This is a genomic window from Konateibacter massiliensis, assembly GCF_900184995.1.
In the GTDB taxonomy this organism is placed as follows: Bacteria; Bacillota; Clostridia; order Lachnospirales; family Lachnospiraceae; genus Lachnotalea; species Lachnotalea massiliensis.
This window is the reverse complement of sequence record NZ_LT860099.1, coordinates 2474177-2500406: the sequence shown is the minus strand read 5'-3', so window position 1 is coordinate 2500406 and position 26230 is coordinate 2474177. Positions and strand designations below refer to the sequence as shown.

General features: G+C 44.7%; 17 protein-coding genes. 9 read left to right on the top strand and 8 right to left on the bottom strand.

Annotated features, from left to right (window positions below; all coding sequences use genetic code 11):
* Positions 1 to 6: 6 nt before the first annotated feature.
* The 6 genes from CTY48_RS17160 to CTY48_RS17135 form a co-directional block, all read right to left on the bottom strand.
* Entirely contained in the window at positions 7 to 1053 is a 1047-nt protein-coding gene (locus tag CTY48_RS17160; protein WP_099469670.1) for a galactitol-1-phosphate 5-dehydrogenase, read from the bottom strand.
* A complete protein-coding gene (locus tag CTY48_RS17155) occupies positions 1050 to 2555 on the bottom strand; it encodes a xylulokinase (protein WP_099469669.1) in 1506 nt (501 codons plus the stop codon). The genes CTY48_RS17160 and CTY48_RS17155 overlap by 4 nt, the downstream gene beginning before the upstream one ends.
* A gap of 20 nt (positions 2556 to 2575) precedes the next feature.
* Positions 2576 to 3427, bottom strand: a complete 852-nt coding sequence (locus CTY48_RS17150; protein WP_099469668.1) for a class II fructose-bisphosphate aldolase — start codon at positions 3425 to 3427, stop codon at positions 2576 to 2578.
* 189 nt (positions 3428 to 3616) lie between these two features.
* A complete protein-coding gene (locus CTY48_RS17145; RefSeq protein WP_236355011.1) occupies positions 3617 to 4651 on the bottom strand; it encodes a LacI family DNA-binding transcriptional regulator in 1035 nt (344 codons plus the stop codon).
* Positions 4652 to 4741: 90 nt separating this feature from the next.
* Positions 4742 to 6013 (bottom strand): sensor histidine kinase, encoded by a 1272-nt coding sequence (locus CTY48_RS17140; protein ID WP_099469667.1) that lies wholly within the window; start codon positions 6011 to 6013, stop codon positions 4742 to 4744.
* Position 6014: 1 nt separating this feature from the next.
* The gene (locus tag CTY48_RS17135) at positions 6015 to 6743 is read right to left on the bottom strand and encodes a LytR/AlgR family response regulator transcription factor (RefSeq protein WP_099469666.1); all 729 of its coding nucleotides are present in this window, start codon (positions 6741 to 6743) and stop codon (positions 6015 to 6017) included.
* A 230-nt stretch (positions 6744 to 6973) separates the two neighbouring features.
* On the opposite strand from CTY48_RS17135, the gene CTY48_RS17130 reads away from it, so the two are divergent.
* Together CTY48_RS17130 and CTY48_RS17125 are read left to right on the top strand one after the other, a co-directional pair.
* Entirely contained in the window at positions 6974 to 7534 is a 561-nt protein-coding gene (locus tag CTY48_RS17130; protein WP_099469665.1) for a LemA family protein, read from the top strand.
* Positions 7535 to 7654: 120 nt separating this feature from the next.
* A complete protein-coding gene (locus tag CTY48_RS17125; RefSeq protein WP_099469664.1) occupies positions 7655 to 12997 on the top strand; it encodes an InlB B-repeat-containing protein in 5343 nt (1780 codons plus the stop codon).
* 93 nt (positions 12998 to 13090) lie between these two features.
* Here the strand turns inward: CTY48_RS17125 and CTY48_RS17120 are convergent, their stop codons facing one another.
* Complete coding sequence (locus tag CTY48_RS17120) at positions 13091 to 13750, bottom strand: YesL family protein (protein ID WP_099469663.1); 660 nt, start codon at positions 13748 to 13750, stop codon at positions 13091 to 13093.
* A 463-nt stretch (positions 13751 to 14213) separates the two neighbouring features.
* Between CTY48_RS17120 and CTY48_RS17115 the strand changes: the two genes are divergently transcribed.
* The 3 genes from CTY48_RS17115 to CTY48_RS17105 all read left to right on the top strand — a co-directional run bounded on the left by CTY48_RS17115 (position 14214) and on the right by CTY48_RS17105 (position 19015).
* Positions 14214 to 16328 carry a glutamine synthetase III family protein gene (locus CTY48_RS17115; RefSeq protein ID WP_099469662.1) on the top strand — a complete coding sequence of 705 codons (2115 nt, stop codon included), beginning with the start codon at positions 14214 to 14216 and terminating at the stop codon, positions 16326 to 16328.
* Positions 16329 to 16581: 253 nt separating this feature from the next.
* Entirely contained in the window at positions 16582 to 17427 is an 846-nt protein-coding gene (gene licT, locus CTY48_RS17110; RefSeq protein WP_099469661.1) for a BglG family transcription antiterminator LicT, read from the top strand.
* 118 nt (positions 17428 to 17545) lie between these two features.
* Complete coding sequence (locus CTY48_RS17105) at positions 17546 to 19015, top strand: PTS transporter subunit EIIC (protein ID WP_099469660.1); 1470 nt, start codon at positions 17546 to 17548, stop codon at positions 19013 to 19015.
* A gap of 91 nt (positions 19016 to 19106) precedes the next feature.
* Here CTY48_RS17105 and CTY48_RS17100 read toward each other — a convergent pair whose 3' ends face one another.
* Positions 19107 to 19883 (bottom strand): AraC family transcriptional regulator, encoded by a 777-nt coding sequence (locus CTY48_RS17100; RefSeq protein WP_099469659.1) that lies wholly within the window; start codon positions 19881 to 19883, stop codon positions 19107 to 19109.
* A gap of 148 nt (positions 19884 to 20031) precedes the next feature.
* On the opposite strand from CTY48_RS17100, the gene CTY48_RS17095 reads away from it, so the two are divergent.
* From CTY48_RS17095 to CTY48_RS17080, 4 genes are all read left to right on the top strand, one after another.
* Positions 20032 to 21696 (top strand): glycoside hydrolase family 2 protein, encoded by a 1665-nt coding sequence (locus tag CTY48_RS17095; protein WP_099469658.1) that lies wholly within the window; start codon positions 20032 to 20034, stop codon positions 21694 to 21696.
* Between the two features lie 243 nt (positions 21697 to 21939).
* Complete coding sequence (locus CTY48_RS17090) at positions 21940 to 22785, top strand: PRD domain-containing protein (RefSeq protein WP_099469657.1); 846 nt, start codon at positions 21940 to 21942, stop codon at positions 22783 to 22785.
* Between the two features lies 1 nt (position 22786).
* Positions 22787 to 24646: a beta-glucoside-specific PTS transporter subunit IIABC gene (locus CTY48_RS17085; RefSeq protein ID WP_099469656.1), complete on the top strand. Its 1860-nt coding sequence runs from the start codon at positions 22787 to 22789 to the stop codon at positions 24644 to 24646.
* Complete coding sequence (locus tag CTY48_RS17080; RefSeq protein WP_099469655.1) at positions 24646 to 26085, top strand: glycoside hydrolase family 1 protein; 1440 nt, start codon at positions 24646 to 24648, stop codon at positions 26083 to 26085. Before CTY48_RS17085 ends, CTY48_RS17080 begins: the two co-directional genes overlap by 1 nt.
* The last annotated feature ends 145 nt before the right edge of the window (positions 26086 to 26230 follow it).

The following is a 26230-nucleotide window of genomic DNA, read 5'->3' as shown; positions in this document are numbered from 1 at the left end:
TTGTTTTCATTCACTGTCAATCAAGATTTTACCTTTTACCGCGCCGGGAGTTTTGAACATTTCAAAAGCCTCCGCAATTTGGCTGAGCGGTATTTTTTTATAAATAAGCGAGTCATCGAATTGTAACTGCCCGGTCTTATAATAATAAGCGGCAAGTTCCCATTCCGGTCCCGGAAACGGTGCAGAATATGACATCCAAGAGCCGGTGAGTGTAAATTCCTTGCGGTTCATATTTTCCCACTCTTCTACGGAAAAAGAAAGTTCCTTAGTCGGTGTACCGATAAAACAAATTCCGGCTTTGTTGGCAGCAAGTTCAAATGCCATCTTCATCGTTGCAGTGTTTCCTGCGGTCTCATACACATAGTCAAAACCCTGTCCTGCGGTGATATCCATCGCCTGTTTTATAAAATCGCTTTCGAGTGTGTTGATAACAGCAGTTGCGCCTAGCCGCTTGGCAAGCTCTAAACGCTCCGGTGAAATATCGAATACGACACAGTTTTTGGCGCCAAAGATATTTGCCCACTGCATGGTCAAAAGCCCGATTGTGCCGCCGCCAAGAATGGCAACCTGACCGCCGCCTTGATAATTAAGGCGTTGTAAGCCGTGAAGTGCGACGGTGGTCGGCTCAAAGAAGGCACCCTGCTCAAAGCTTACTTCCTCATCAAATTTAACCGCATTTTTTTCCGGCACGACAATATATTCAGCAAAGCTTCCAAATTCTCTTGAACCTATGAAGCTGTAGTGCTTGCAGAGGGAATAGTCACCCTTTTGGCAGTTCTCGCATTTCATGCACGGAACAAGGGGAACTCCTGCAACTCGGTCGCCTTTCTTTAAAGAAGAGACGCCTTCTCCTGTCTCCTCAATTGTTCCGGAAAATTCATGTCCCAGCACATTCGGAAAGAAATGGCAGGCATCGCCGTTTACTCTTGGGACATCAGAGCCACAGATGCCTGTATACTTTACATTGATTAATACCTGACCGGCGCCCGGCACCGGTTTTTCGATATCCTCATAGCGGATATCCTCTCTCGCATGAACAACTCCTGCTTTCATTTTATCTGTCCTTTCTTAATTGAACGATCACGAAACGTATCCTTTAAATCCTGATACAATTGTAAGTAAAGCTCCATCGAAGCCTTATACTTCTCGTGGTTTTCCATGTTCGGGGTGTGCTCTCTGGTCATTACAATGGTTGTGTTGACAGCCTCCTCAAAGCTTCCATACAGCCCGACACCCACACCGGCTAAAATTGCCGCACCTAGGGTTGTTGCCGTATCAGAGGTGGGAACCTTGATTGTCTTACCTGTCACGTCGGATTTGATTTGTGTCCAGACAAGGCTGTTAGCGGAACCACCCATTGCAATCAGTTCATTTGCCTCCACACCTGCCTCCTTTGCGGTGCGAAGATTGTGCTCCAGGGAATAGGCAACACCCTCCAGAGCAGCGCGCACCATATGAGCCTTTGTCTTGTCAAAGCCCAGCCCGTAAAAAACACCTTTTGCATCGGCATCCCAGATGGGAGAGCGCTCCCCAGCCATATAAGGAAGAAAAATAACATCCTCCGAACCGGCAGAAATCTTATCAGCCAAACCGGTTAGCTCATCGAAAGAAAGACCTCCTCCAAGCTCCTTGTGGAACCACTTCAACACGCCGCCGCCTCCTACGCTTCCGCCTTGCAGGAGCCAGAGGTTCGGAATGACATGGGGACTTAGGATAAGCTTTGGATGCGATACTGCGCTGTCAAGGCAAATACTCATCCCACCTGCCTGCCCGCCCTGCTCCTGCGTCTGTCCTGGCTTGTAAACTCCGGCACCTAGTGTACCGCATGCTGCGTCCAATCCGCCGGCAACGACAGGGGTACCCTCCTTAAGACCGGTAAGGTGCGCTGCCTCCTTTGTCACGAAACCGACAATATCGTGGCAGTCATAAAGCTCGGGAATTTTATCCAAGGATATTCCGAGTGCTTCCGCCAGACCGCTGTGATAGCTGCAAGTCTTTGCATCGAAGAAGTGAAGCCCGTAGCCTTGAGATTTATCCTGCGAGGGCGAACCGGTTAGCTTTAGGGCAATAAAACTATTGCTTTGCAAAAACTGATGAGTCTCCTTGTAGATATGAGGCATATTTTCCTTGAACCATAGAAGCTTTGGTGTTGTGTATGCCGGTTCAAATGCATTTCCTGCAATGTCAAAAATCGTGTCAAATCCGAATTCCTCCGTTACTCTGGTACATATCTGTCTTGCTCTTGTATCCATCCAGATTGGTGTATTATGTAGGCAGTTTCCGGCTTTATCTACGGGAATTGCTGACCAGCTTTGTCCGTCAATACCAATTCCTGCAATATCAGAGGGATTAATTTTTCCTTTTTCAAGGGTGTTTTGAATGGCAATACAAACTCTTTCCCACCATTCATCAGGGTTTTGCTCCACGCATCCCGGATTTGGGTAATACAGCTTATAGCCTTGGCTATCCTGCGCCAATACAGTTCCTTTTTGATCAAATATGGCAACCTTGCATGCAGAGGTTCCGATATCAATTCCGAGTAATAGTTTTTCCATACAAACCTCCCTGACAGCACTTATTTTGCTTTGTTGTCACAGCCGCATACCTTCATGCGCTCCATCACAAGATGCGTTACTAAATCCATTCCGGCGGTGCTGTATTTCTTTGGGTCAATGGTGCCGGCTGTTTCGGCAAGTACCTTTTTTACTCCTTCGGTATAAGCCGCACGAAGCTCCGTTGCAAAATTCACCTTGCAGATGCCGCGTCTGATACTTTCTCTTATTGCTTCATCGGTAAGACCCGAGGCACCATGAAGAACGAGCGGAATGGAAACTACTTTTCTGATTTGGTTTAAGCGTTCCAAATCAAGTTTTGGCGTACCGACATAGAAGCCGTGTGCCGTTCCGATTGCTACAGCGAGAGAGGAAACCCCGGTTCTTTCCACAAATTCCTTTGCTTCCAGAGGGTCTGTGTAGCCCCCGGCTCCGCCGTCTAAATCATCCTCTTTTCCTCCGACTTTTCCAAGCTCTGCTTCCACAGGAATATTGGAGGGAGAGCAGGCATCCACAACGCGCTTGGTCAGTTCAATATTTTCTTCAAAGGAGCTGTGAGAACCGTCAATCATTATAGAAGTGTAGCCGACTCGAAGTGCTCTCATGGCAAGCTCAAAGCTGTTTCCATGGTCCAGATGAAGGGCAATCGGTACTTTTGAATTTTTTGCAGCAGCCGAGACGTTGGCATAGTATAAGTCCAGCCCTGCATATTTTACAGTTGAAGGGGTTGTCTGCAGCATGACAGGAGCATTTAGCTGCTCGGCGGCAGAGATTACCGCCATAACCATCTCCATGTTTTCCACGTTGAAGGCGCCGACTGCGTAACCTCCTGCCCTGGCATCTGCAATCATTTGTTCTGATGTAACGAATGGCATAAAAACCTTCCTTTCTGCGTATATGCTGTTACGTTATTTGTTATGCACCCATTCGGGCGCTGGATGTGAAGGAACTCACATACTATATCTTTTTCTGGCAAAAGCCAGTTAAAAGCAAGATTTATGCGCACCTCGCGGAGTGGAAATTGTTACTTTGCAACCCGCTCGGGCGCGAAGTGTGAGCAACGCTCACACTTTTTTAATCGATTCTCCGGTAAGAAGGCTGGTACTCAGGTTTAAACGAACCGCTTCGTGTTTTGCCGGATTTATCGTATCGGGTGTTATCGTCTCTTTTTGCTTACTCAAACGGTCCAGCATGATGTGTGCCGCTGAGGAAGCGATTTCCTCCATTGGCTGTACGACCATCCAAAGCTTTGGCTTCACCACTTTGGAGAGCATCAGGTTGTCAAAACCGATGATGGAGATATCCTCCGGAAAATTAATGCCGAGTTCGTTGATGGCGATAATGGCACCAAGGGTAATTTCATAGTTGCTCAGATAAAGGGCAGTAGGCTTGTTACCGGAAGTGAGCAGACTTTTTGTTGCTTCATAGCCATGCTCCACAGTCAGAGTTCCTCTTTTTACAAAGTCAAGCTCTATCTTTCTGTTATTCATCTCAAGTGCCTTGTAGTAGCCCATAAGGCGCTCTCTTGCCGTATATTCATTGTCGTTACCGCAGATAATGCCGATGCTCTTGTGACCATGATCAATCAGTGTGGAGACTGCCCGAAAAGAAGCTTCACTGTTATCCACTAAAACGGAGTCAAGATTTGTATTCTCAAATGTACGGTCAATCAGGACAATAGGAATGTTACGGCTGATTGCACTGCTTAAGTAAGCCGGATTGCCGGAGGTTGGGATGGTAATGATTCCGTCCACGCGCTTACTCAGAAGAAACTTGATTTCCTGCTCCTCCAATGCAATATCGCTTCGGCAGTCACAGACGATGGTGCCGTAATCATGCTGCCGCAATATATCCTCGATATGAGCAATGATAGTACCCGCAAAGATGTTGTCCAGATTCGGAATCAGGACGCCGATGGTCTTAGTGCGGTTTTTTGCGAGCCCTCTCGCAACCTCATTAACCTCGTATTGAAGCGTTTCGATTGCCTCCTCAATTAAGGTGCGGTTTTGTGGTAGCACATTGCCGCCATTTAAATATTTGGAAACGGTGGCAAGGGAAAGCCCCGTCATTTTGGTAATATCTCTGATTGTTGCTGCCATTTTTACTCCTCCTGTTCTTGAGAGCGAAACGGTTCGCTCTAAGTAAATTATAGTATGGGATTGTGTGAATGTCAATACAGGATTAAGAGATTATGCAGTAGCCTGAAATGTAAACCAGCCATCCTTAACCGAAAACTGAAATACACCACCATGCTTTTCCACGATGTGGGCCATGCTTTTTGTTCCAAAGCCATGTCCCTGTTCTGTTGACACGGGAAGTCCTTGGTGAAATGTCGGTTCGGTCTGATAACGGTTGCGAATGTCAATGCACAGCTTGTTATTCTTGGAATACACGCGTAGCATAATATAGCGTTTATTTCCATCATTTATTTTTTTTGTGGCTTGTATGGCGTTTTCCAAAGCGTTTGACAAGAGCGAGCAAAGCTCAGTATCGCTAAAGGGAAGCAAATCAGGCAGTTTCGCTTCCACCGTCAGCATGATGTCCGCTTGTTTCGCTTTAGCGGCGAAAGCGGACAAAATCAGGTTGACGGTTTCATTTTCGCAAAATCGTAGGGGCGTGATGGCATCCATGTCGGACTGGGCAGTTCGTAGGTACTCTTTGATCCCCTCTATATGTTCCTTGGAGGCCAGTCCCTGTAAAAGTGCAAAGTGGTGGCGCATATCATGCCGATAGGATGCGGCATTCTGCTGTAACTGCCGCAGAGAAGCAAACTCTGTCTGCGCCAATCTAAACTGTGCATCCAACATATCCTTTTCTCTTTGGAGGCTTGCCTGTTTTTGTGTCTCAGCGTAATAAAGGATAACAAACACAAAATAAAAAACGGATATTGTTGAGGGCATGAACTGTACCGCCCATTCGACGCCGCTGTAAAGCACATCGGTGTAGATGGCGGTCACATAGTCAAACAGATAGTAAAAAAGCGGGACTCCGCCTAAAAATAAGCAAGATTTAGTGGACTTTTCCATCAACTGCCGGACAGATCCGGCCACATATCTTCTCAAGAAATAATAAGCCAAAAACACGGATGCTATATAAAAAATATGGTCTGCAAGTCTGCTGTCCAAAACGGCTCCTGCAAGGAAACCGAACCAGCGCGGTGCTTGACAGCAAAGATAACCGGAAAGCACGCTGACGGCGGATATGCGCCATGGGCGTTTATAGTATAGCGAGAATATCACAATCAGCGGCAGGTGGATAATCAGCGGATACAGCTTTGATGTCAAGTCCAAGTCCAAACACCACCAACTGGCAGTTTGAACGAAAAGGAAAATAACACAGAGCAAGCCGGTAACGAGCTTGTTTTTCCTTGTAGGTTCTATTCCTGCAAAGAGAACTGACACCGTGATGCCAAAGACCAGAGAAAATCCAAATCGTAAGAGTCCTATCACTGTTACTGCCATTTTAAGATTCTCCTTCCATTTGATAATTCAGATATTGCAGCTTAATCTCCTTTGCCTTGCCCTGTGCAACAGGAACAGAGGAAAGGGTTTGCAAGGTAATCTGATGGTTTTCAATAGTATCCACATACTGCATATTCACAAGATAGGAGCGGTGGGGCTTGATAAAACACTCATATTTCATCAGATTATTGCAGACGGAGGAAAAAGCTTCTGTACATTCGATGACTTTACCGGAACGCAGATGATAGAGCACGTTTCTGCCGATGACCTCGGCAAAAACCAAATTGGATATCAATATTTTTTGAATGCCCTCGTTGCTTTTTACGATTACCACATCTTCCTCTTTTTCTGCTTTGACCTGTTCCAACAACTCGTCAAAGGTGAAGAACAGTTTTTCTTTTGAGATTGGCTTTAGTATGTAGTTAATAGCCTTCACCGAATAGCTTTCCAAAGCAAATTCGGGCGATGAGGTAAAGAATAAAATCGGCGCGGTTTTGTCAAAACCACGGATTGCTTTTGCCACCTCAATGCCTGTGAAGCCCGGCATAATGATGTCCAAACAGTATATATCAAACCGCTTTCCTTTTTCCAAGACCGAAACCAGTTCAAATCCGTTTGAAAAGGCGGCGTGTTCGCAGCTTAGATGTCTTGATGTTCGGTACAGGTCTATAAGCTGTACTATATTGGATAGCTCGTCAATATTGTCGTCGCATAACGCAATTTGCAGCATAAGCATTTCTCCATTTCTCTATAAAGATTAAGGTGCTTTTGACACCTTAATCCTATAAATTTATTTCTCCAAATTAATTTTACCATAAAAATCGACAATCTAAAACTATGATTCATGTCGAAAAAATCATGTTTCATGCAACAGGCAATTTTTTGCGGCAGGGTTCTGATAGAGTGAACGCAGGGGAATTTGCTTTATACAACTCAACAGAAAACGGAGGAGACTTAATTATGCTGCCAACTTTCATCACAATCGCCGTAATTATTGCAGTCATTGTTCTATGGATCATCTCCACCCAGCGAAGACTGGTGGTGCTAGATGAGAATATCGGCAATGCCATGAGCCAGATTGGGGTGCAGCTTTCCAGCCGCTTTGATGCTCTGACGGCCCTTTCGGATTTGACAAAGGGCTATGCCAAGTACGAAAGCGAAACGCTGATTGAGACAATCAAATCAAGAAGAAGCGTCATCACGGCAAAATCCACGCCGGATGATGTGATGCGTCAGGAGAGGATTATTTCCGAAACCCTTGGCAGGATTGCCGTGGTAACGGAGCAGTATCCCGACCTGAAAGCCAACCAAAAGTACATCAAAACAATGGATGCGGTGCAGACCTTTGAGAATATGGCTTGTACCAGCTGTCTGATTTACAACGACAGTGTGACAAAGCTGAACCGTGAAATTCGAATATTCCCGGTCTCAGTGGTTTCCGGAATACTGGGTTTTAAGCAAAGAGAATATCTTGTGGAGCAGGCTGATAAGGCGGATATGGCCGGCAGGAGTTTGCGGTAAAGAAATGCCTTCCTGCGAGAAACCCCATATTCGCCCCACCACCGAGGAAGAAACCGGGAGACTGGAAAAACTTTTGGAACAAGGAAAAGCAAGTTTACAAATCAAGGAGGAACAGACCTTATGAACAAACGACTACTCAGTATGTTTCTTGTGCTGTGCATGATAGTGTCCATGCTGCCGGTATCGGCAATGGCGGAAGAAACACATACGACAATTGGCGGGAGCGGAGAAATTATCAGCTTTGCACCGCTGACAGAAACAGCAAAAGCGGTATCACTCGGAACATCCATTGAAGATTTGGAATTTCCCGAAACGTTGACAGCCACAGTGCGGACAGCCGTGCCCGCCGATGAAAATCCCACACAGGATTTCGGCAGCCCGGAAACGGCAACTCCCACAACAGCCGACGAGCCTGAATGGGAAGAAACCACTGTGGAGCTTCCGGTGGAATGGGCCTCGCCCGACTATGACATGGATACCGAGGGCGCATATGTCTTTACGCCGGTCATAGAGGGCTATACGGTCAGTGCCCCGCTGCCGGAGCTTACCGTGACGGTGGGTGCGGAGATAATGGAACGCGGAATGGTCGCTCCCATGTCTGTCACAACCTACAATATTTGGGTGGGCGGCGTGCAAGTGACCAGCGCCAACATGGGCGATGTCCTTGGTCCAATGGACGATGGTACAACCGTCATCTATGACAGTGACACAAATACTCTCACACTGAACGATGCGGCAATTATCACTTCGTACATGGTTTCAGCAGCTAAATACGGTATTTATGCCCCGTTCGGTCTTAACCTCAAATTGGTGGGTGCAAATTCTATTGCTCTTCCGAATTCTGGATCTTACAGCGTATATGGAATTTGCACTGAGGATAGTGACCTCCAAATCAGTGAGGAACATAGCGGCTCCCTCACTGTAACCGCTGGCAATCAGTTTGGAATTTATAGCAAGAATCTAACAATCAACAGCGGTGCAATTACCACTGTGAGTTCGGTGATTTTTGTGGGGGAATCCGTATCTATCAGCGGAGGAAGCGTGACAAGCACCGGAGGCACTCAAGGAATTGTAGGGAAAACAATAACCGTTAGCGGCGGAACGGTGACAGCAAGCGGTAGTGCTAAGGCATTGACCAACTCTGTCGGGTCTCCTAATTTCACAGGTATGCAGGTGACCGCAAGCCTCAATGAGAACGGAACCCCCGTTGTTTCATATGATGAGGAGAATCTGGCAACCTACAAATACATCAAGGTTGAGCCTGCTGCCACCCCGCCTGTGCTTTCGGAGGTTGCCGACCTTACGACTCTCCAGTCTGCCATAACCGATGCGGCAGGCGATTTAGATTTGAAGCTTTCCGACAGTTTCAGTTATAGCGACACAGGAACAATCGTTATCAACTGTGATTACAACATCACCATTGACTTAAACGGCAAAACGCTTGACGGCGGTTCTCTTTCTGCCATTAAACATCAGGGCAAAGGTGCGCTGACCATTATCGACAGCAAGGGCGGCGGCATAATAACAGGAAAAACAATAAGTGGAACGATTCGGGTGAATAATGGCGGCACCGTGAACATTAACGGCGGAACGGTGAGCGCAACAGCAGGTACCACCAATACTGCGATTTGGGTCGGCTATAATAGCATATTAAATATTAACGGCGGAACGGTGAGTGCGACAGGGCTTGCCGGTACTGCGATTTACACCCAAAACGCAACCGTAAATATTTCTGGCGGAACGGTAAGTGCGACAAAGGCTGACGGAAATGCAATTTATAGCGAGACCGGCTCTTCCCAATTGTTGAACATATCTGGCGGCACGATAAGTGCTGTCGACGGTACTGCGATTGAAAACAATAGCACAACGATAAAAACAGGAACAACTATTATTATCCAAGGCAAAACGAAAGCAATGGCATTTGCGCCGACATTGGAGAGTGGCGTGCAGGCTATGGCAAGCACCAACATCGACGGAAGCGGTTCAGTTGCCTACAACGTGGCGGATTTGGCAACCTACAAATACTTAAAGTTTGGGCTTGATATCACACCGCCTGTGCTTTCGGCAGGGAGCGTAAACCGCACAAGCAACACAGCGGCTGCAATCGGCTTTACCACCGACAAGGCGGGTACAGCGTATTACCTTGTTGTGAACAGCGGTGCGTCCGCGCCAACGAGCATGGCGGTAAAAGCGGGTACTTCTCTCGGTGTCGTAAGCGGAACAGTGACGGGCAAAGCCGTTACTCTGACGGCGGGGGCAAAAGATATTTATGTGGTCGTGGAGGATTCGGCGGGTAATATCAGCACCCCGTTAAAAATATCGGCGGCGGCGTATGTCGCGCCAGACACCACAGCCCCCACAGTTATTTCGGTAACGGTGCCGTCCAGCGGAACTTATTCTACCGGAAATAATTTGGACTTCACGGTAAGGTTTGACGAGAATGTGTTGGTCACGGCCGTTGGCGGCACACCGTACATCTCGCTGACCGTCGGCACATCGACAAGATATGCCCGTTATGTCAGCGGCACTTATACATCGACACTGACCTTTCGCTACACGGTGGTGTTGAGCGATTCCGACGCCGACGGCATCACCGTCGGTGCGCTAACCCTCAACGGCGGCACCATCCAGGATGCTGCGGGAAACAATGCAACTTTGGAGCTGAACAACATAGTCAGCACGAGCGCTGTACTGGTGAATCCCCCGGCTCCTTCTATCACCGGCCAGCCATCCCCTCAAACGGTGGATGAGGGTCAGACGGCTACCTTCTCGGTTATGGCAACCGGAGTGGGTTTATCCTACCGGTGGCAGGTTAACACTGGCAGCGGCTTCTCATACATTTCAAACGGTGGAGTATACAGCGGAGCCACAACGGCGACGCTGACCATCACCGGGGCAACCGCGGGGATGAATGGCTATCAATACCGCGCCGTCGTAGAAGGTACATACTCGCCTGTTGCTACCTCAACTTCGGCCCTGCTAACGCTAAACGCCGCTCCTACCTACACCATCACTTTCGACCCGAACGGCGGCACGGTATCGCCCACATTGGGAACGACCGGTACAGACGGAAAGCTGACCAACCTGCCGACACCGAGCAAGGCCGGTAATACCTTCAACGGCTGGTTCACAGCGGCAAGCGGTGGCACAGAGGTGACCACCAGCACCGTGTTCGCGGCAAATGACACCATTTATGCCCAATGGAGGCCGATCACCTACACCATCACTTTCGACCCGAACGGCGGCACGGTATCGCCCACATCGGGAACGACCGGTACAGATGGAAAGCTGACCAGCCTGCCGACACCGAGCAAGACCGGTAATACCTTCAACGGCTGGTTCACAGCGGCAAGCGGTGGCACAGAGGTGACCACCAGCACCGTATTCGAAGTAAATGACACCATTTATGCCCAGTGGACGCGGATTGCCTACACCGTCACCTTCGACCCGAACGGCGGCACGGTATCGCCCACATCGGGAACGACCGGCACAGATGGAAAGCTGACCAGCCTGCCGACACCGAGCAAGACCGGTAATACCTTCAACGGCTGGTTCACAGCGGCAAGCGGTGGCACAGAGGTGACCACCAGCACCGTATTCGCAGTAAATGACACGATTTATGCCCAGTGGACGCGGATTGCCTACACCGTCACCTTCAACCCGAATGGAGGTAGGGTCAGTGAAGCTTCACGCTCGGTTGTATCGGGTGCGGCGGTAGGAAAACTCCCGAAACCGACACGTTCTGGCAGTTACAGCTTTGGCGGCTGGTATACGGCGGCAAGGGGCGGAATTCAGATTTTTGCAAGCACAACCGTCAGTGCAAACGTTACCTACTATGCCCATTGGACTTACACCAGCGGCGGTATCTTTGGAAGCGGTGAAGAAAGTTCTTCGAATGATGATAGCAGCTCTGTTGTCGTCATTTCCACCGAGCAGGATAAGCCAGATTCAGCCACAGAGGGGGAAATCAAGGCTCCCGGTACAGTGGACGACAAGAGCAATGTCATAGTGAGTATCACTGACAAAAATTTGACTGACGCCTTTGAAAAGGCATTGGCTGATGCCAAGAAAAACGATACGGAGCAAAATGGCATCACGGTGGTTCTTCGTGTGTACACCGGCAACAAGACCGGCTCTAATGTTACGGTCAATCTGCCAAAAGCGGTGCAAGATACCATAATTAAAAAGAAAATTGCGAGCATTATTGTGGTGGTGGACAACCCTGATATCAGAATCGGCATGGATTTAGCGACCATGAAAGAAATCAACAGACAGGCAAAATCTGATGTAAATATCACTGCCACTCGCATGAACAACAACAATCTCTCCGACAGTGCCAAGACTGCCCTCGGTTCCCGTCCGGTATTTGACCTCAAGGTAAACTACGGCAATGGCAAGGAGGTCAGCAGCTTCGGAACAGGCAGTGTAACGGTAACCATTCCATATACTCTAGGCGAAAACGAAAAGGCCGGGAATGTGCAGGCTGTGTATGTGGACAGCAAGGGCAAGGTACATTGGTTGGTGAACTCGGTCTATGACAGTGTGGAAAAGGTACTGCGTTTCAGTATCGATCATTTTTCCACCTACGGCATTGGCTATAAACAGGACAATACAGCATTTACGGACATTGCAGGTCATTGGGCAAAGGAGGATATTGAGTTTGTGGTAAGCCGTGGATTGTTTAGCGGCACTTCTGAAGCCAAGTTCAGCCCGAACACCTCCATGACGAGAGGAATGTTCGTCACGGCGCTGGGGAGATTAGCAAACGCCGATGTAAGCGGCTACGCAAAGAGCAGCTTCAGCGATGTGAAGAACGATGCCTACTATATGGGCTACATTGAGTGGGCAAATAAAAACAACATTGTAAATGGGGTTGGCAATGGAAAGTTTGCCCCAGATCAGTCCATCACCCATGAGCAGATGGCAATCATTATGAGCAACTATGCCAAGACCATCGGCGATACCTTGACAAAGGTTCATGTGGAAAATACCTTTGCCGACAATGCCAAAATCAGCACCTATGCAAAGGAAGACGTGAAGCAGATGCAGATGGCAGGCGTGATTAGAGGTAAAAACGGCAATCTCTTTGACCCGCAGGGTACAGCCACAAGAGCCGAGGTGTCTGCTGTCCTTCACCGCTTTGTGGAGCTGGTAATTTCCAGCGATACGGCACAGGGCTGGACGACGAACGATTCCGGCAAATGGATGTATTACGAAAGCGGAAAGCCGGTCACTGGCAAGAAGGACATTGATGGTTCTTCCTACACCTTTGACCAGTACGGTGTGACGGCGGATATCCCAAAAAACCTGCGGTATACCACCTACACCGTGCAACGTGGTAACAGTTTTTGGAGCATCTCCCGCAAGCTGAACTGCACCATGAGTGAGTTGGAGCGACTGAACAACAAAAGTCGGTTTTCTCTCATCCGCCCCGGTGATGTACTCTGGGTGCCGGAGAAGTAGGAAATCTACAGACGAAAGCAAAGAAGACCGCCAGACACTTCATAACTGTGTCTGGCGGTCTTCTTGCTTAAATACAGATTAATACTGGACAAATTAATCAAGGTTGTTAAGGGAACCAAATGTATCGTTCTCCTCTTCCTCCGGAGGCATATAGTTCTTAAATATTTTTGTCAATATCATAGAATTAACATAAGCCAGCAGCGCAAAGCCGATTAAAAACCAAAACGGCATCAATGCCACGACAAAACCTACCAAAAGATAAGAAACAACGGTCAATAAAAATAACACAACGGTAAGCGGTAAATGCCGGATACTCATAAGTAATGAGTTTTTGAAGGTCTGCTTGATTGTGTTGTCAAAGGTCGCAAGCAACGGATAAATATAAATAGAAACAAACATCCATACAACAAGCAGGAAAATAAAAATAACAATTAAGATAATCTTATAGTTCGTTTCCCAGTTCAACATGATATAAATATCACCGATGATAATACCGGCAGCTGCCAACATAAGAAGACCGATAATGGCGCCCTGCTTAAAGTTTAACTTAAAGGATTTAAAAAATCCCTTAATAATGTAAGACTCCTCATTTTTTACCATTTTCAAGGTAACATAATACAGTGCCGTGGTTGCCGGGCCTATTGTGACAATAGGGATACAACATAGGCAGTAAATGATATTTAATATAATAAGATCAGCAACCTTACTCATAAAAGTAAAAAATTTGCCGTCCAAGCTAAAGATACTTCCCATTTTTCTCTCCTTAAATTCTTAATTTGTGCAACAGAAAGCGGACATTCTGTTGCTATATGAGACAGTTAAAAGTGCATAACACTGCTTCAGATATGAGATATCGCCGAATAAACGAGCTTATTCATCGGTATCTCATATCTGACATCATCGTTTTTACCGTCCAGTCTTATATTGATAATAAAAAATTATAACGAATTCATGAAATAAAAGCAAGAGCGTTAACAGATGTTTCACAAATTGTTAAAAATGCTACAACATATCCCCTAAATGGAATAGGAAATAAATATTATTACTAAAATTAATTTTACTACTTGCTTTTTTAATCATTTTATTGTATTTTATAGAGAGACGGATAAATATTCCGTATATATGTCAGAGTGAGAACAAGGGCGTTCGTTTACGGGTGTGCCTTGCTTTTTTTTGTACTCTTTTAGAAATTAATAGTCGAAAGGAATGGGAAGACATGGGCGAAGTAATTAATGTTGTTGATATTTTCGGTGAAAACGTATTTAATGATTCTGTAATGCAGGAACGTTTACCGAAGAAAGTTTACAAGGATTTGAAAAAAACAATTGAAGAGGGAAAAGATTTAGACCCTGTGACTGCTGAAGTAGTAGCACATGCCATGAAAGAATGGGCAATAGAAAAAGGTGCTACCCATTATTCACACTGGTTTCAGCCATTGACCGGTGTAACGGCAGAGAAACATGATTCCTTCATTTCTGCTCCGGATAAGGGCGGAAAAGTTGTTATGGAATTTTCCGGAAAAGAACTGATTAAAGGTGAACCTGATGCTTCCTCCTTTCCTTCCGGCGGTTTGAGAGCAACTTTTGAGGCAAGAGGATATACGGCTTGGGACTGTACTTCACCTGCATTTGTAAGACAGGATGCAATTGGAGCGACACTTTGTATTCCGACTGCTTTTTGTTCCTATACAGGCGAAGCGCTTGATAAAAAGACTCCGCTTTTAAGATCTATGGAAGCAATCAATGAACAGGCACTCAGACTTGTCAAATTATTTGGCAATACAGAGGCTAAGAAGGTTACCCCGTCCGTAGGACCGGAGCAGGAATACTTCTTGGTAGACAGAGCGAAATATTTACAGAGAAAAGACTTAATTTATACAGGACGTACTTTGTTCGGTGCGATGCCTCCAAAAGGTCAGGAAATGGAAGACCATTATTTTGGAAGCATTCGGGAACGTATTGCTGCCTATATGAAAGAAATAAACACAGAGCTGTGGAAATTAGGTGTTAGTGCCAAGACACAGCATAATGAAGTTGCTCCGGCACAGCATGAGCTGGCACCGATTTATACACAGGCGAACATTGCGGTTGATCATAATCAGCTTATCATGGAGACTTTAAAGAAGGTTGCAGGCCGTCACGGACTTACCTGCCTTCTTCATGAGAAACCGTTTGCAGGTGTAAATGGTTCAGGAAAGCACAACAACTGGTCACTGACAACCGATAACGGAGTTAATATGTTAGATCCTGGAAAGACTCCGCATGACAATATCCAGTTCCTATTGGTTCTTACCTGTATCTTAAAGGCAGTTGATACTCACGCAGACTTGCTTCGTGAATCAGCGGCAGATGCAGGAAATGATCACAGACTTGGAGCAAACGAGGCACCTCCGGCTATCATTTCCGTATTTTTGGGAGAGCAGCTTGAGGACGTACTGACACAGCTTATCAGCACAGGTGAAGCAAAGAGAAGTATCCAGGGCGGCAAGCTGATGACAGGCGTTAAGAGCCTTCCGGATTTGGCAAAGGATGCGACCGACAGAAACAGAACATCACCGTTTGCGTTTACAGGAAATAAATTTGAGTTCCGTATGGTTGGCTCTTCGGACTCTATTGCAAGCCCGAACATTGTTCTTAACACAATTGTTGCGGAGGCATTTGCAGATGCTTGTGATATATTGGAAAAAGCAGACGATTTTGATATGGCAGTACATGATTTGATTAAAGAGTATGCAACCAATCATCACAGAATCGTATTCAACGGTAATGGATATGCCGATGCATGGGTAGAGGAGGCAGAGAGAAGAGGCCTTCCTAACATCAAGACGATGGTGGATGCAATTCCTGCACTTGTAACACCAAAGGCAATCAACCTCTTTGAGAAATTCCATGTATTTACAAAGCCAGAGCTAGAATCCCGCGCAGAGATTGAATATGAGGCTTATGCAAAGTCAATTAACATTGAAGCGAGAACAATGATTGACATGGCTTCCAAGCAGATTATTCCGGCGATCATCAAATATACAACAGCACTTGCAAAATCCATCAATGCAGTAAAGGCAGCATGTGATGTGGATACAAGTGTTCAGGTAGAGCTGCTGACAGAAACCTCCGCATTGCTTTCCGACACCAAGGTAGCATTGTCTAAACTGGTAGATATAACAGAAAAAGCAGCAGAGATAGAAGAAGCAAAAGAGCAGGCGGCATTCTTTAGAGATGAAGTAAAGGCAGCTATGGATGAGCTTAGAGCTCCGGTTGATAAACTGGAAATGCTTGTAGACAAGGACTTATGGCCAATGCCATCCTATGGAGATTTAATCTTCGAGGTATAAGTATTTCATTTTCTCAATTATATTTTAATGGTTAATCTGATGAAAAATGGATATGGAATATAGTGAAAATATACAAAGATACTTTTCTGGGTAGATAGTATATTGACAAATAGTACAAAATAGAATAAGATAAAGCGTATAAACGAAGATATAGCTTTGGATTGTTACTGGTGAGGCAGGCAAGACTAAATTTTGCGATTTCCAACAGGATATCGTGGAATTTGGTCTTGCCTTTTTTTGGGGATAAAAGAATATGAAAATTAAAAAAGTAATCAATAACAATGTGATCTCAGCCTTTGATGAGAAGAAGCATGAAGTCGTTCTAATGGGATGTGGCATCGGTTTTAAGGCAAAACATGGTGACGTGATTGATGAAGAGAAAATTGAAAAAATATTTTATATTGAAAACAGTGCGCTTTCAATGCAGTTTCAGAAGATGCTTTCAAATATGCCATTAGAGCACATGGAGATATCTGCTGACATTATTTCCTATGCCAAAAATGAGTGTAAGATGAAGTTAAATCAAAGTATTTACGTCGCGCTGACCGATCATATTAATTTTGCGATTGAGCGGCATCGTCAGGGGATAGTCCTTACAAATGCGTTGTTGGGAGAAATTCGCCAATATTATAGCAGGGAGTATCTCGTGGGAGAGTATGCGCTTCGAATTTTAGCGGAGCGGTTAAACATTTATTTTTCAGAGGATGAGGCGGGCTTTATCGCACTGCATTTTGTCAATGCCATCTACGACACAACAACGCATGATGTCTATGCGATAACCGATATGCTTCAAAATGGACTTGAGATTGTAAAAAGCGAGTTTGGCGAGGCATTAGATACACACTCCATGCATTATGAGAGATTTGTGGCGCACTTAAAATTCTTGGTAAGACGCATTGCAAGTTGTGAAATGCTAGAAGAAAGCGAGGAGGAGTTGGGGGAAGTTTTGCGGCAGAAATATCCTAGGGAGTATGCCTGCAGCAAACGGATTAAGGATTATATTGAGAAACGTTATGAAACAAAACTGACAGAAGGGGAAGAACTTTATCTTCTTATTCACATTAGAAGATGTGTCATGAAAGACGAAAAGAGTAATTAAGGGGTAAAATTGCGCAACTAGACGAAACCTTATTGACTTTTGTCAAAAATAATTTCGTATTTTAACCGGGTTTCCGGTATAAAATAAAAAAAGAAAAAGATTAAGGAGGAAGTAAGTTATGAAGTATCTTCAAAAATTAGGGAAAGCATTAATGCTCCCAGTGGCAGTACTACCTATTTGTGGTATTTTAATGGGTATCGGCTATGCACTTTGCCCGGCTACTATGCAGGGGGGTGACATCACAGGTGTTGCGGGGTACATAGGATTTTTCTTGGTAAAGGCAGGAGGAGCTTTAATTGATAATATGGCGATTCTGTTTGCTATTGGTGTCGGTGTTGGAATGGCTGACGACAATGACGGTACAGCAGGTCTTGCCGCTTTGGCATCTTGGCTGATGATTACAACGTTGCTTTCCACGGGAGTGGTTACGACGCTTATGCCGGCTATCGCAGATAATATTGATAAGACATTGGCATTTGACAAAATTAAGAATCCATTTATCGGTATTCTTTCCGGTATTATTGGTGCAAGTTGTTACAACAAGTTTAAAGGCACAAAGCTGCCAGATTGGCTGTCATTCTTCAGTGGCAAACGTTGTGTGGCAATTGTTTCAGGTATGGTTTCCATACTTGCATCGGCAGTGCTTCTGTTTATCTGGCCGGTGGTATTTGGAGTACTGATTTTCATTGGAAAATCAATCGTTGGATTGGATGCAGTAGGCGCAGGTATTTATGTATTCTTAAACCGTCTGTTAATTCCAACTGGTCTTCACCATGCCTTAAACAACGTATTCTGGTTTGATACTATTGGTCTTGGTGACTTGTCACATTTCTGGGCAGGTGATACTTCAGCAGATGTTTCATGGAGTCTTGGTATGTACATGTCCGGCTTTTTCCCATGTATGATGTTTGGTATTCCGGGTGCGGCTCTTGCTATGATTCATACAGCAAAGAGCAATAAGAAAAAAATTGCGATTGGTCTTGTCGCTTCTGCAGCAGTAAGTGCTATGGTTAGTGGTGTAACAGAGCCATTCGAGTTTGCCTTTATGTTCCTTGCTCCTAGTCTTTATCTGATTTATGCATTACTATATGGTATTTTCACAGTTATTACGGCTTTGGTAGGCTTCCGTGCAGGGTTTTCCTTTTCAGCAGGGGCAACAGATTTATTATTCTCATCAACACTTCCGGCAGCACAGAATACATGGATGATTATTCCTCTTGGAATTGCAGCTTTTGTTGTCTTCTACGTGGTGTTCCGATTTGCAATTGTAAAATTTGACTTAAAGACACCGGGACGTGAAGATGATGATGATAAAGATGAGAGCAAGATAGAACTTTCAAACAATGATTACACTAAGATTGCAGAAATTATTTTGGAAGGCGTTGGAGGAAAAGACAACGTTGCAAGTGCAGATAACTGTATTACAAGACTTCGCCTGGAAGTTAAGGATTATACCTTAGTAGATGAAAAGAAAATCAAATCGGCAGGAGTTGCAGGAGTTATTCGTCCAAGTAAGACATCTGTACAGGTAATTATTGGAACGAAAGTACAGTTTGTATCAGACGAATTTAAAAAGTTATACAGATAAATAAGTAGTAAAGTATGTTAGAAACCAGAGATGAAATTCCGGGAATAGGAATTTCATCTCTGGTTTTATCAGTTATTGAATATATAAATACCTATAATTCCCTCCGATACTGGGAAGGCGTAACTCCCACATACTTTTTAAACTGTCTCATAAAGTGCACATCATTCTTATATCCGCACTCCTGTGCCACCTCACAAACCGGCATATTTGTCTTTGATAAAATATCCTTTGCATAGCTGATTTTACAGGCAATCACATCTGCCATACACGAGACGCCGAAAGTCTGTTTATATATTTTTTGCAGATAAGTATCACAGAGGGACAGCCTGTCCGCCAGCATATCCACGCTCCACTGCATCTGCGGGTTACTGTATATCTCCTTTCGCAGACTGACCAGCTCATTGTAGTGGAGGTTGGCATGAATTTTTGATGTATCGGTGCCAATCACCTCGCTGAGCTTGACAAACATGGTCCGCAAAAGCAGATTTGTCGTTTCGATTCTGTTTGTGTTGACGGAATAAAACTCATTTGACATAAGCCTTATCAGTTCGCAGATAACAGAGTCGTCCCGAAGCTTGATAACTTGATTGAGAGGAATGTTCAGTGACTCGAAATAATCAGCTTCGTTTTCTGCCCGGAAATGTATCCAGTCATTTATATAAACAGTGTTACAAGAGGAATAATAATGAGGGAAATTTATATCATAAACAATGACGGAATTCGGCTCAGCTTCCACTATCTTGTCACCAATCGTAAACAATGCAGGTGTTTTTATAAGTAAAAATAAGTAATAAGGATAACCGTTTGGTCTGGATACTTTAAAACCTCGGCTGTGCGTCCCGTTACTTCCTATTTTGATCAGCTCCACAGAAACCCTCCTTAGGCTAGGATATATCAGTTATTGACTAGGATATAACATTGAAGTGGAATCTGTCAACAGATATACTATAAATTATCAACTAAACCGTAATGAAGAAAACTAAGCTAACGCATTTTTTGAAAGGAGAAGGAAGCAAATGATACGATTATTTGAGCAGCACTACATCAGAAGGTATAAGGAATTAGACGGAATGTGGGACTTTTCGCCGGAGGGCAAGGAAGCCTGCTATCAAATGCCTGTGCCGGGCTGTTGGGAGCAGCACCCTGATTTTTACACTTACAGAGGAAGAGGAATTTACAGTAAAAAAATATATGTTGAGGATACCTCGGCAGTCAGACTGGAATTTAAGGGGGTAAGCCACACCGCGGATGTCTATTTCGACGGCGAGCATGTAGCCCATCATTATAATGCATTTACGCCGTTTAGTACAGTTATAAAACGGGTTAAAAAAGGGGAGCATGAGATTAAGGTGCTTGTGGATAACAGCTTTGGCGAGCACTCGGCACTTCACCTTCCGAATGATTATTACACCTACGGCGGTATCACAAGACCTGTTTCTATGGAAAGAATATCTGATATTTATATTAAGAATATTCATTTTACACCATATATGGAGGACGGCATCTGGGCTGGACAGTTAGAGGCGACGCTGCACAATTGTTCCGATGAAGCAGCAAAGGTCAGGCTGGAGAGTACCCTGAACGGGCATAAGATGATTTTGGATGATATTGAAGTTTTAGGTGAGACAGAGGTAACGGTTTCAATAAAGCAGCAATTTCCAAATGTTACGGCATGGTCGAATCAGAATCCAAAGCTCTATGAGTTAAATACGATACTGTATAGGAACGAAGAGCCGACTGACGATTTGATTGAACGTGTCGGTTTCAGAACAGTGAAGGTGGAAGGCAAGAAAATACAGGTAAACGGTGAAGCTGTATTTTTAAAGGGCTTTAACCGTCACGAGGACTACGCAGTCGTGGGATGTGCGATTCCGCTTCAGTTGATGGTTCAGGATATGGATATTATGCAGGACATGGGAGTAAATGCGCTGAGAACATGCCACTATCCAAATGATGAAAGATTTTTGGATTTGTGCGATGAGCGGGGAATTCTTGTCTGGGAGGAAAACCATGCGAGAGGACTTGTCCTTGAGGACATGTTAAATCCGAATTTTGATAAGCAGTGCGAAGACTGTATCAGAGAAATGATAGAAAATCATTACAACCACCCAAGTATTATCATATGGGGCATTTTGAACGAATGTGCCAGTGAGACAGAGGAGGGCAGGGAAAAATATAAACGGCAGTATGAGCAAATTAAGGAGCTTGATGTATCGCGCCCGACAACATCTGCAACCTGCCGCCATCTGACTGATATCTGTCTTGATTTACCGGATATCGTCTCCTTTAATATGTATTCCGGCTGGTACAAGGATGTTCCGGTCAAGGAGACGAATGACGAGGAAATTGAGTGGATTAAGGCATCCGGCGGTGAGGGTAAGCCGATTATCGTCAGCGAATTAGGTGCTGCCGCTATCTACGGCTACCGCGACCGTTCCAGATGTAAATGGAGTGAAGAAAGACAGTCCGATATTATAGAAGAAAATCTGATGGTATATATGAACGATGAGAATATATCAGGAGTTTTTATCTGGCAGTTTGCAGATTGCAGAGTAACCGAGGAGGGAGAATGGTTTACAACGAGGGCAAGATGCCATAACAACAAGGGCGTTGTGGACGAGTACAGAAGACCGAAAATGGCATATGATGTTGTGAAAAAGCTGTTTGAGGCTCATAGATAAAACTAACAAATGTTCGTGTTGACAAAACTCGCACGTTCAAAGTATAATGGCATTATGAATAAGCCGTTTACAGCTAATGAGCTGTGAGCTAAGGAGTGTTACTGATACGTCAGGCAGACCTTATACATAGTACTTTATTTAGTATTGTGTATAGGGTCTTTTTTGTTGCATGGAAGTTTCCTTGACGAAAAAGACCTTCGGCAAAATGTGAGCGCACACTTTTCATATCGCAGGGAGGGTAATATGAAAATTAAACAAATTTTAAATAACAATGCTGTACTTGTCACAAAAGGAACAAATGAACTTGTAGTATTGGCAAACGGAGTAGGATTTTCGAAAAAGATTGGCCAAAAAATTTCGGAATCTGAGGTTAACAAGATTTTTGTATTAGAGACCCATGAAATGGTAGAACATTTCAGTTATCAGCTTAGCAAGACAGATCCTGAACTGTTGCTCTTGATCGAAAAAATAGTGAAATTTGCAAAGGAAAAATATGATATGCAGGTGCGGGATTATATTTACTTGACTCTGCTCGACCACATTGACTACACGCTGAAACGTTTTTCGGAGGGAGTGGAGTTTGACAGTCCCCTCCATTGGGAAATCAAGCGGTTTTACAGGAGGGAGCATGAGATAGGAAAGAAGGCACTGGAATTCATCTATGAGTATGCAGGCTGCCTGTTGCCTGAAAATGAGGCAAGCGCCATCGCTCTGCACTTTGTAAATATCAGGTCGAATAAAATAAATATGAACGAGACGGCACGGGTTACAAAGATTATTCATGACCTGACAAACATTGTTAAGTATGAATTCAAGGTAATATTTGACGAGGATTCCTTTGATTATTCCAGATTTATTACGCATTTGCACTATTTTGCCCAGAGAATTGTCTTCAACGAGGCATTTTCTGAGGATGGGGAAAACGATTTGTATCTCCAACTTAAAAATCTGTACCCATTAGCGTACAAATGTGTTCAGAAAATTAAACTATATGTTTACAACACACATCACATATTGATGTCCGAAAATGAAGAGGTGTATCTCATGGTACACATTCAGCGGATTACACACCGAAGCAAAGGAGAATAATATGAAATATAAAGAATTGGCATCAAGTCTGTTACAGGACGTTGGTGGAAAAGAAAATATAGAAAAAGTAATTCACTGTGCTACAAGACTTCGTTTTACTCTTAAAGATGAAAAAAAGGCAAAGACGAAGGCAATCAAAGAGACGAAAGGCGTAAGCGGAGTTGTTCAGGGAAACGGACAGTTTCAGGTTATCATCGGTCCCGATGTGGCAAGCGTCTATGATGAGCTCATGAAACTTGGCATTCAAAGCGGAGATGGCACGGAAGGAAAGAAAAAAGGGAAAGTGTTTGACAGTATGCTTGATTTTATCGCAAGCTGCTTCACCCCTGTTGTTGCAGTTATCACGGCGGGCGGTATGCTTCAGGTATTGCTCTCTATTTTATCAATGGCGGGCGTTTTGAGTGATACAAGTAATACATATCTTGTGCTCTATCAGGTATCACAGGCAGCGTTTTTCTTCATGCCTATTTATTTGGGCTATTCCGTTGCAAACAAATTGAAAATTGACCCGTTTCTGGGTATGATGCTAGGCGGCGTGCTGGTGCTTCCGGGCATGACAAGCCTGCTTGGTCAGGAAGGCGGCGTATCGTTATTTAGTTTTCCGCTTCAAAACGTGACATACAGCGCTTCAGTTGTTCCGATTTTGCTTGGTGTTTGGTTTATGTCTTATATCTACAAGTTTGCTGATAAATTTATACCAAGCTACCTGAAATTTATATTGAGACCGCTTATCACAATCGCTGTATCCGCACCGGTTCTGCTGTTGCTGCTAGGACCTCTCGGCACCTATATCGGAAACTATATTGCAGACTTCCTCTCATTCTTGATGGATGGCTACGCACCGCTTGCGGTTATGTTTATGGGCGCTTTCGCACAGCTTCTTGTTATGACGGGAATGCATTACTGCCTCATGCCTATCCTGATGGCGACCTTCACTGCATTTGGCTATGACAACCTGATTGTGCCTGGTATGCTTGTAGGTATTGCCTCTGAAGCGGGAGTGTGTCTTGCAGTAGGATTAAAGGCAAAAGACAGCGAGTGGAAGCAGCTTGGTTTCTCAACAGCAATCACTTCCGCGATGGGAATTTCAGAGCCGGCTCTGTATGGTGTTACGTTAAAATTAAAGAAGCCGCTTATCGCGATTATCATATCCGGTGCGCTCGGCGGTCTGTATGCAGGAATCACAGGTGTTAAGGCATATGCGCTGGTAGCTTCTTTTGCAGCACTTCCGACGTTTATGGTCACGATGCCGAACTTTGTTAATGCGTGTATTTCCGTGGCAATCACGGTTGTTTCTGCATTCTTAATCACATGGATATTGGTAAAAAAAGAGGATTTGGCATCCAAGAATGCAAAGGCTGATAAGAAAATGGCAGATGCAAATCCGGTGGAGATTACAATCGGAAAAGAAGCCGTAGTAAACGCAGTTACGACCGGAGATGTGGTTGCACTTTCCGATGTGGACGACCAAGCTTTTTCATCGGGCGCACTTGGAAAAGGAATTGCGATTGACTCGACGGATGGAATCATCAAAGCTCCGGCAAATGCTTTTGTGACAACTGTTTTCCCGACGAAGCATGCAATGGGGCTTACGACCGAGGAAGGTGTGGAAATTCTGATTCATGTCGGCATTGACACGGTAAATCTAAACGGAGAAGGCTTTGAGCTGTTCACAGAGGAGAATCAACAAGTAAAACAGGGAGAGCAAATTTTGAGCTTTGACAAAAACCTTATTATAGAGAAAGGATATAATCCGATTGTAATCGTGACTGTCACAAATACAGATTCCTATTTAGATGTGATACCAACGGCGAAATCGGCGGTTACACCAACGGACGGATTATTAACGGTGATAAAATAATGGCATTTCCGAAAAATTTTCTATGGGGCGGCGCGACTGCGGCAAACCAGTATGAGGGCGGTTTTAATGAGGACGGAAAGGGGCTGGCATGTGCCGATTTAATTACGAACGGAACGCATAGCACGCCTCGAAAAATAACAGAATACATTGAGGATAACTATTTATACCCAAGCCACGAGGCAACCGACTTCTACCACCACTATAAGGAGGATATCCGCCTGTTTGCAGAGTGCGGCTTTAAAGCATTTCGCTTTTCCATCAACTGGACGAGAATCTATCCGCTTGGAATCGAGGCTGAGCCAAACGAAAAAGGGCTACAATTTTACGACGAGGTAATCGAAGAACTGAGTCAATACCAAATTGAGCCTGTGGTGACGATTGCCCACTTTGATATACCGGCATATTTATCTGAAAAATATGACGGTTGGAGCAGCAGGGAGCTGATTGATTTATATGTAAAGTATTGCAGCACTATTTTTACAAGATACAAAGGAAAGGTAAAATATTGGCTTACCTTCAATGAAATTAATACGGCAACACTCAATATAGGCAATTTTCTGTCGCTTGGAATACACACCGGAGCGTGCGATTTTATCAATCAGCCTGAAGATTTGCAAAAAAGATACTGTGCGCTTCATCACCAGTTTGTGGCAAGTGCCAAGGCGGTGGAGCTTGGACATTCCATCGATGAAAATTTTCAGATAGGCTGCATGATATCTTATATGCCAAGATATCCTTATACCTGCAAGCCGGAGGATGTGCTTCTGGCAAAGCAGGAGGAAAATATGCATTCCAAATTTTGCGGAGATGTGCAGGTGAAAGGCGAGTATCCTTACTATGCATGGAATTATTTTGAAAAAAATGGAATACAGATTGACATTACCGAGGAGGACAAGCAGATTCTTGCCAAGGGGTGCGTGGACTTCTATGCGTTCTCCTACTATCTGACCTTGTGCTGTTCCCACGACAAGAGTGTAGATAAGAACGGGCACAGCATGATAGGAGGTTCCGGAGTAAACAATCCTTATCTGGAGCAGTCAAAATGGAATATGATGATTGACCCGGTGGGACTTCGGATTGCACTGAATGATTTGTATGACCGGTATCAGATTCCGCTTATGATTGTAGAAAACGGAATCGGTGCCCATGATAATCTTGAAGAGAATGGCGAGATACACGATCCATACCGGATTGAGTACTTGAGAAAACATATTGAGCAGATGGAAAAGGCAATCGAGGATGGCGTGGATTTAATCGGATATACGATATGGGGCTGTGTGGATTTAGTCAGTGCGTCAACCGGAGAAATGGCAAAGCGCTACGGCATTATCCATGTGGATAAGTACGATGATGGGACCGGCGATTTGCAAAGAAGAAAGAAGGATTCCTTTTATTGGTACAAAAATGTCATAGCCTCCAATGGCTTAGAACTGTCCTGAGCTTAAAAAAAGATTAAGGTGTCACAAGGTGTTTCGCACGAATCCTAACACAATATATTCTGCTTTCGTGAATCTGCATAGCGCAAAATATTAAATTTCGTCAAAATTACTTTTAAAAAAATGGATTGATTTTTTGGGTAGCAGA

Bases quoted from the DNA above. Each gene is read 5' to 3' on its own strand.
- CTY48_RS17105 (WP_099469660.1), top strand. From the start codon at position 17,546: ATGAAGTATCTTCAAAAATTAGGGAAAGCATTAATGCTCCCAGTGGCA.
- CTY48_RS17135 (WP_099469666.1), bottom strand. From the start codon at position 6,743: ATGCTGCAAATTGCGTTATGCGACGACAATATTGACGAGCTATCCAAT.
- CTY48_RS17090 (WP_099469657.1), top strand. From the start codon at position 21,940: ATGAAAATTAAACAAATTTTAAATAACAATGCTGTACTTGTCACAAAA.
- licT (WP_099469661.1), top strand. From the start codon at position 16,582: ATGAAAATTAAAAAAGTAATCAATAACAATGTGATCTCAGCCTTTGAT.
- CTY48_RS17145 (WP_236355011.1), bottom strand. From the start codon at position 4,651: ATGGCAGCAACAATCAGAGATATTACCAAAATGACGGGGCTTTCCCTT.
- CTY48_RS17115 (WP_099469662.1), top strand. From the start codon at position 14,214: ATGGGCGAAGTAATTAATGTTGTTGATATTTTCGGTGAAAACGTATTT.
- CTY48_RS17150 (WP_099469668.1), bottom strand. From the start codon at position 3,427: ATGCCATTCGTTACATCAGAACAAATGATTGCAGATGCCAGGGCAGGA.
- CTY48_RS17130 (WP_099469665.1), top strand. From the start codon at position 6,974: ATGCTGCCAACTTTCATCACAATCGCCGTAATTATTGCAGTCATTGTT.
- CTY48_RS17085 (WP_099469656.1), top strand. From the start codon at position 22,787: ATGAAATATAAAGAATTGGCATCAAGTCTGTTACAGGACGTTGGTGGA.
- CTY48_RS17080 (WP_099469655.1), top strand. From the start codon at position 24,646: ATGGCATTTCCGAAAAATTTTCTATGGGGCGGCGCGACTGCGGCAAAC.
- CTY48_RS17140 (WP_099469667.1), bottom strand. From the start codon at position 6,013: ATGGCAGTAACAGTGATAGGACTCTTACGATTTGGATTTTCTCTGGTC.
- CTY48_RS17120 (WP_099469663.1), bottom strand. From the start codon at position 13,750: ATGGGAAGTATCTTTAGCTTGGACGGCAAATTTTTTACTTTTATGAGT.
- CTY48_RS17125 (WP_099469664.1), top strand. From the start codon at position 7,655: ATGAACAAACGACTACTCAGTATGTTTCTTGTGCTGTGCATGATAGTG.
- CTY48_RS17095 (WP_099469658.1), top strand. From the start codon at position 20,032: ATGATACGATTATTTGAGCAGCACTACATCAGAAGGTATAAGGAATTA.
- CTY48_RS17160 (WP_099469670.1), bottom strand. From the start codon at position 1,053: ATGAAAGCAGGAGTTGTTCATGCGAGAGAGGATATCCGCTATGAGGAT.
- CTY48_RS17155 (WP_099469669.1), bottom strand. From the start codon at position 2,555: ATGGAAAAACTATTACTCGGAATTGATATCGGAACCTCTGCATGCAAG.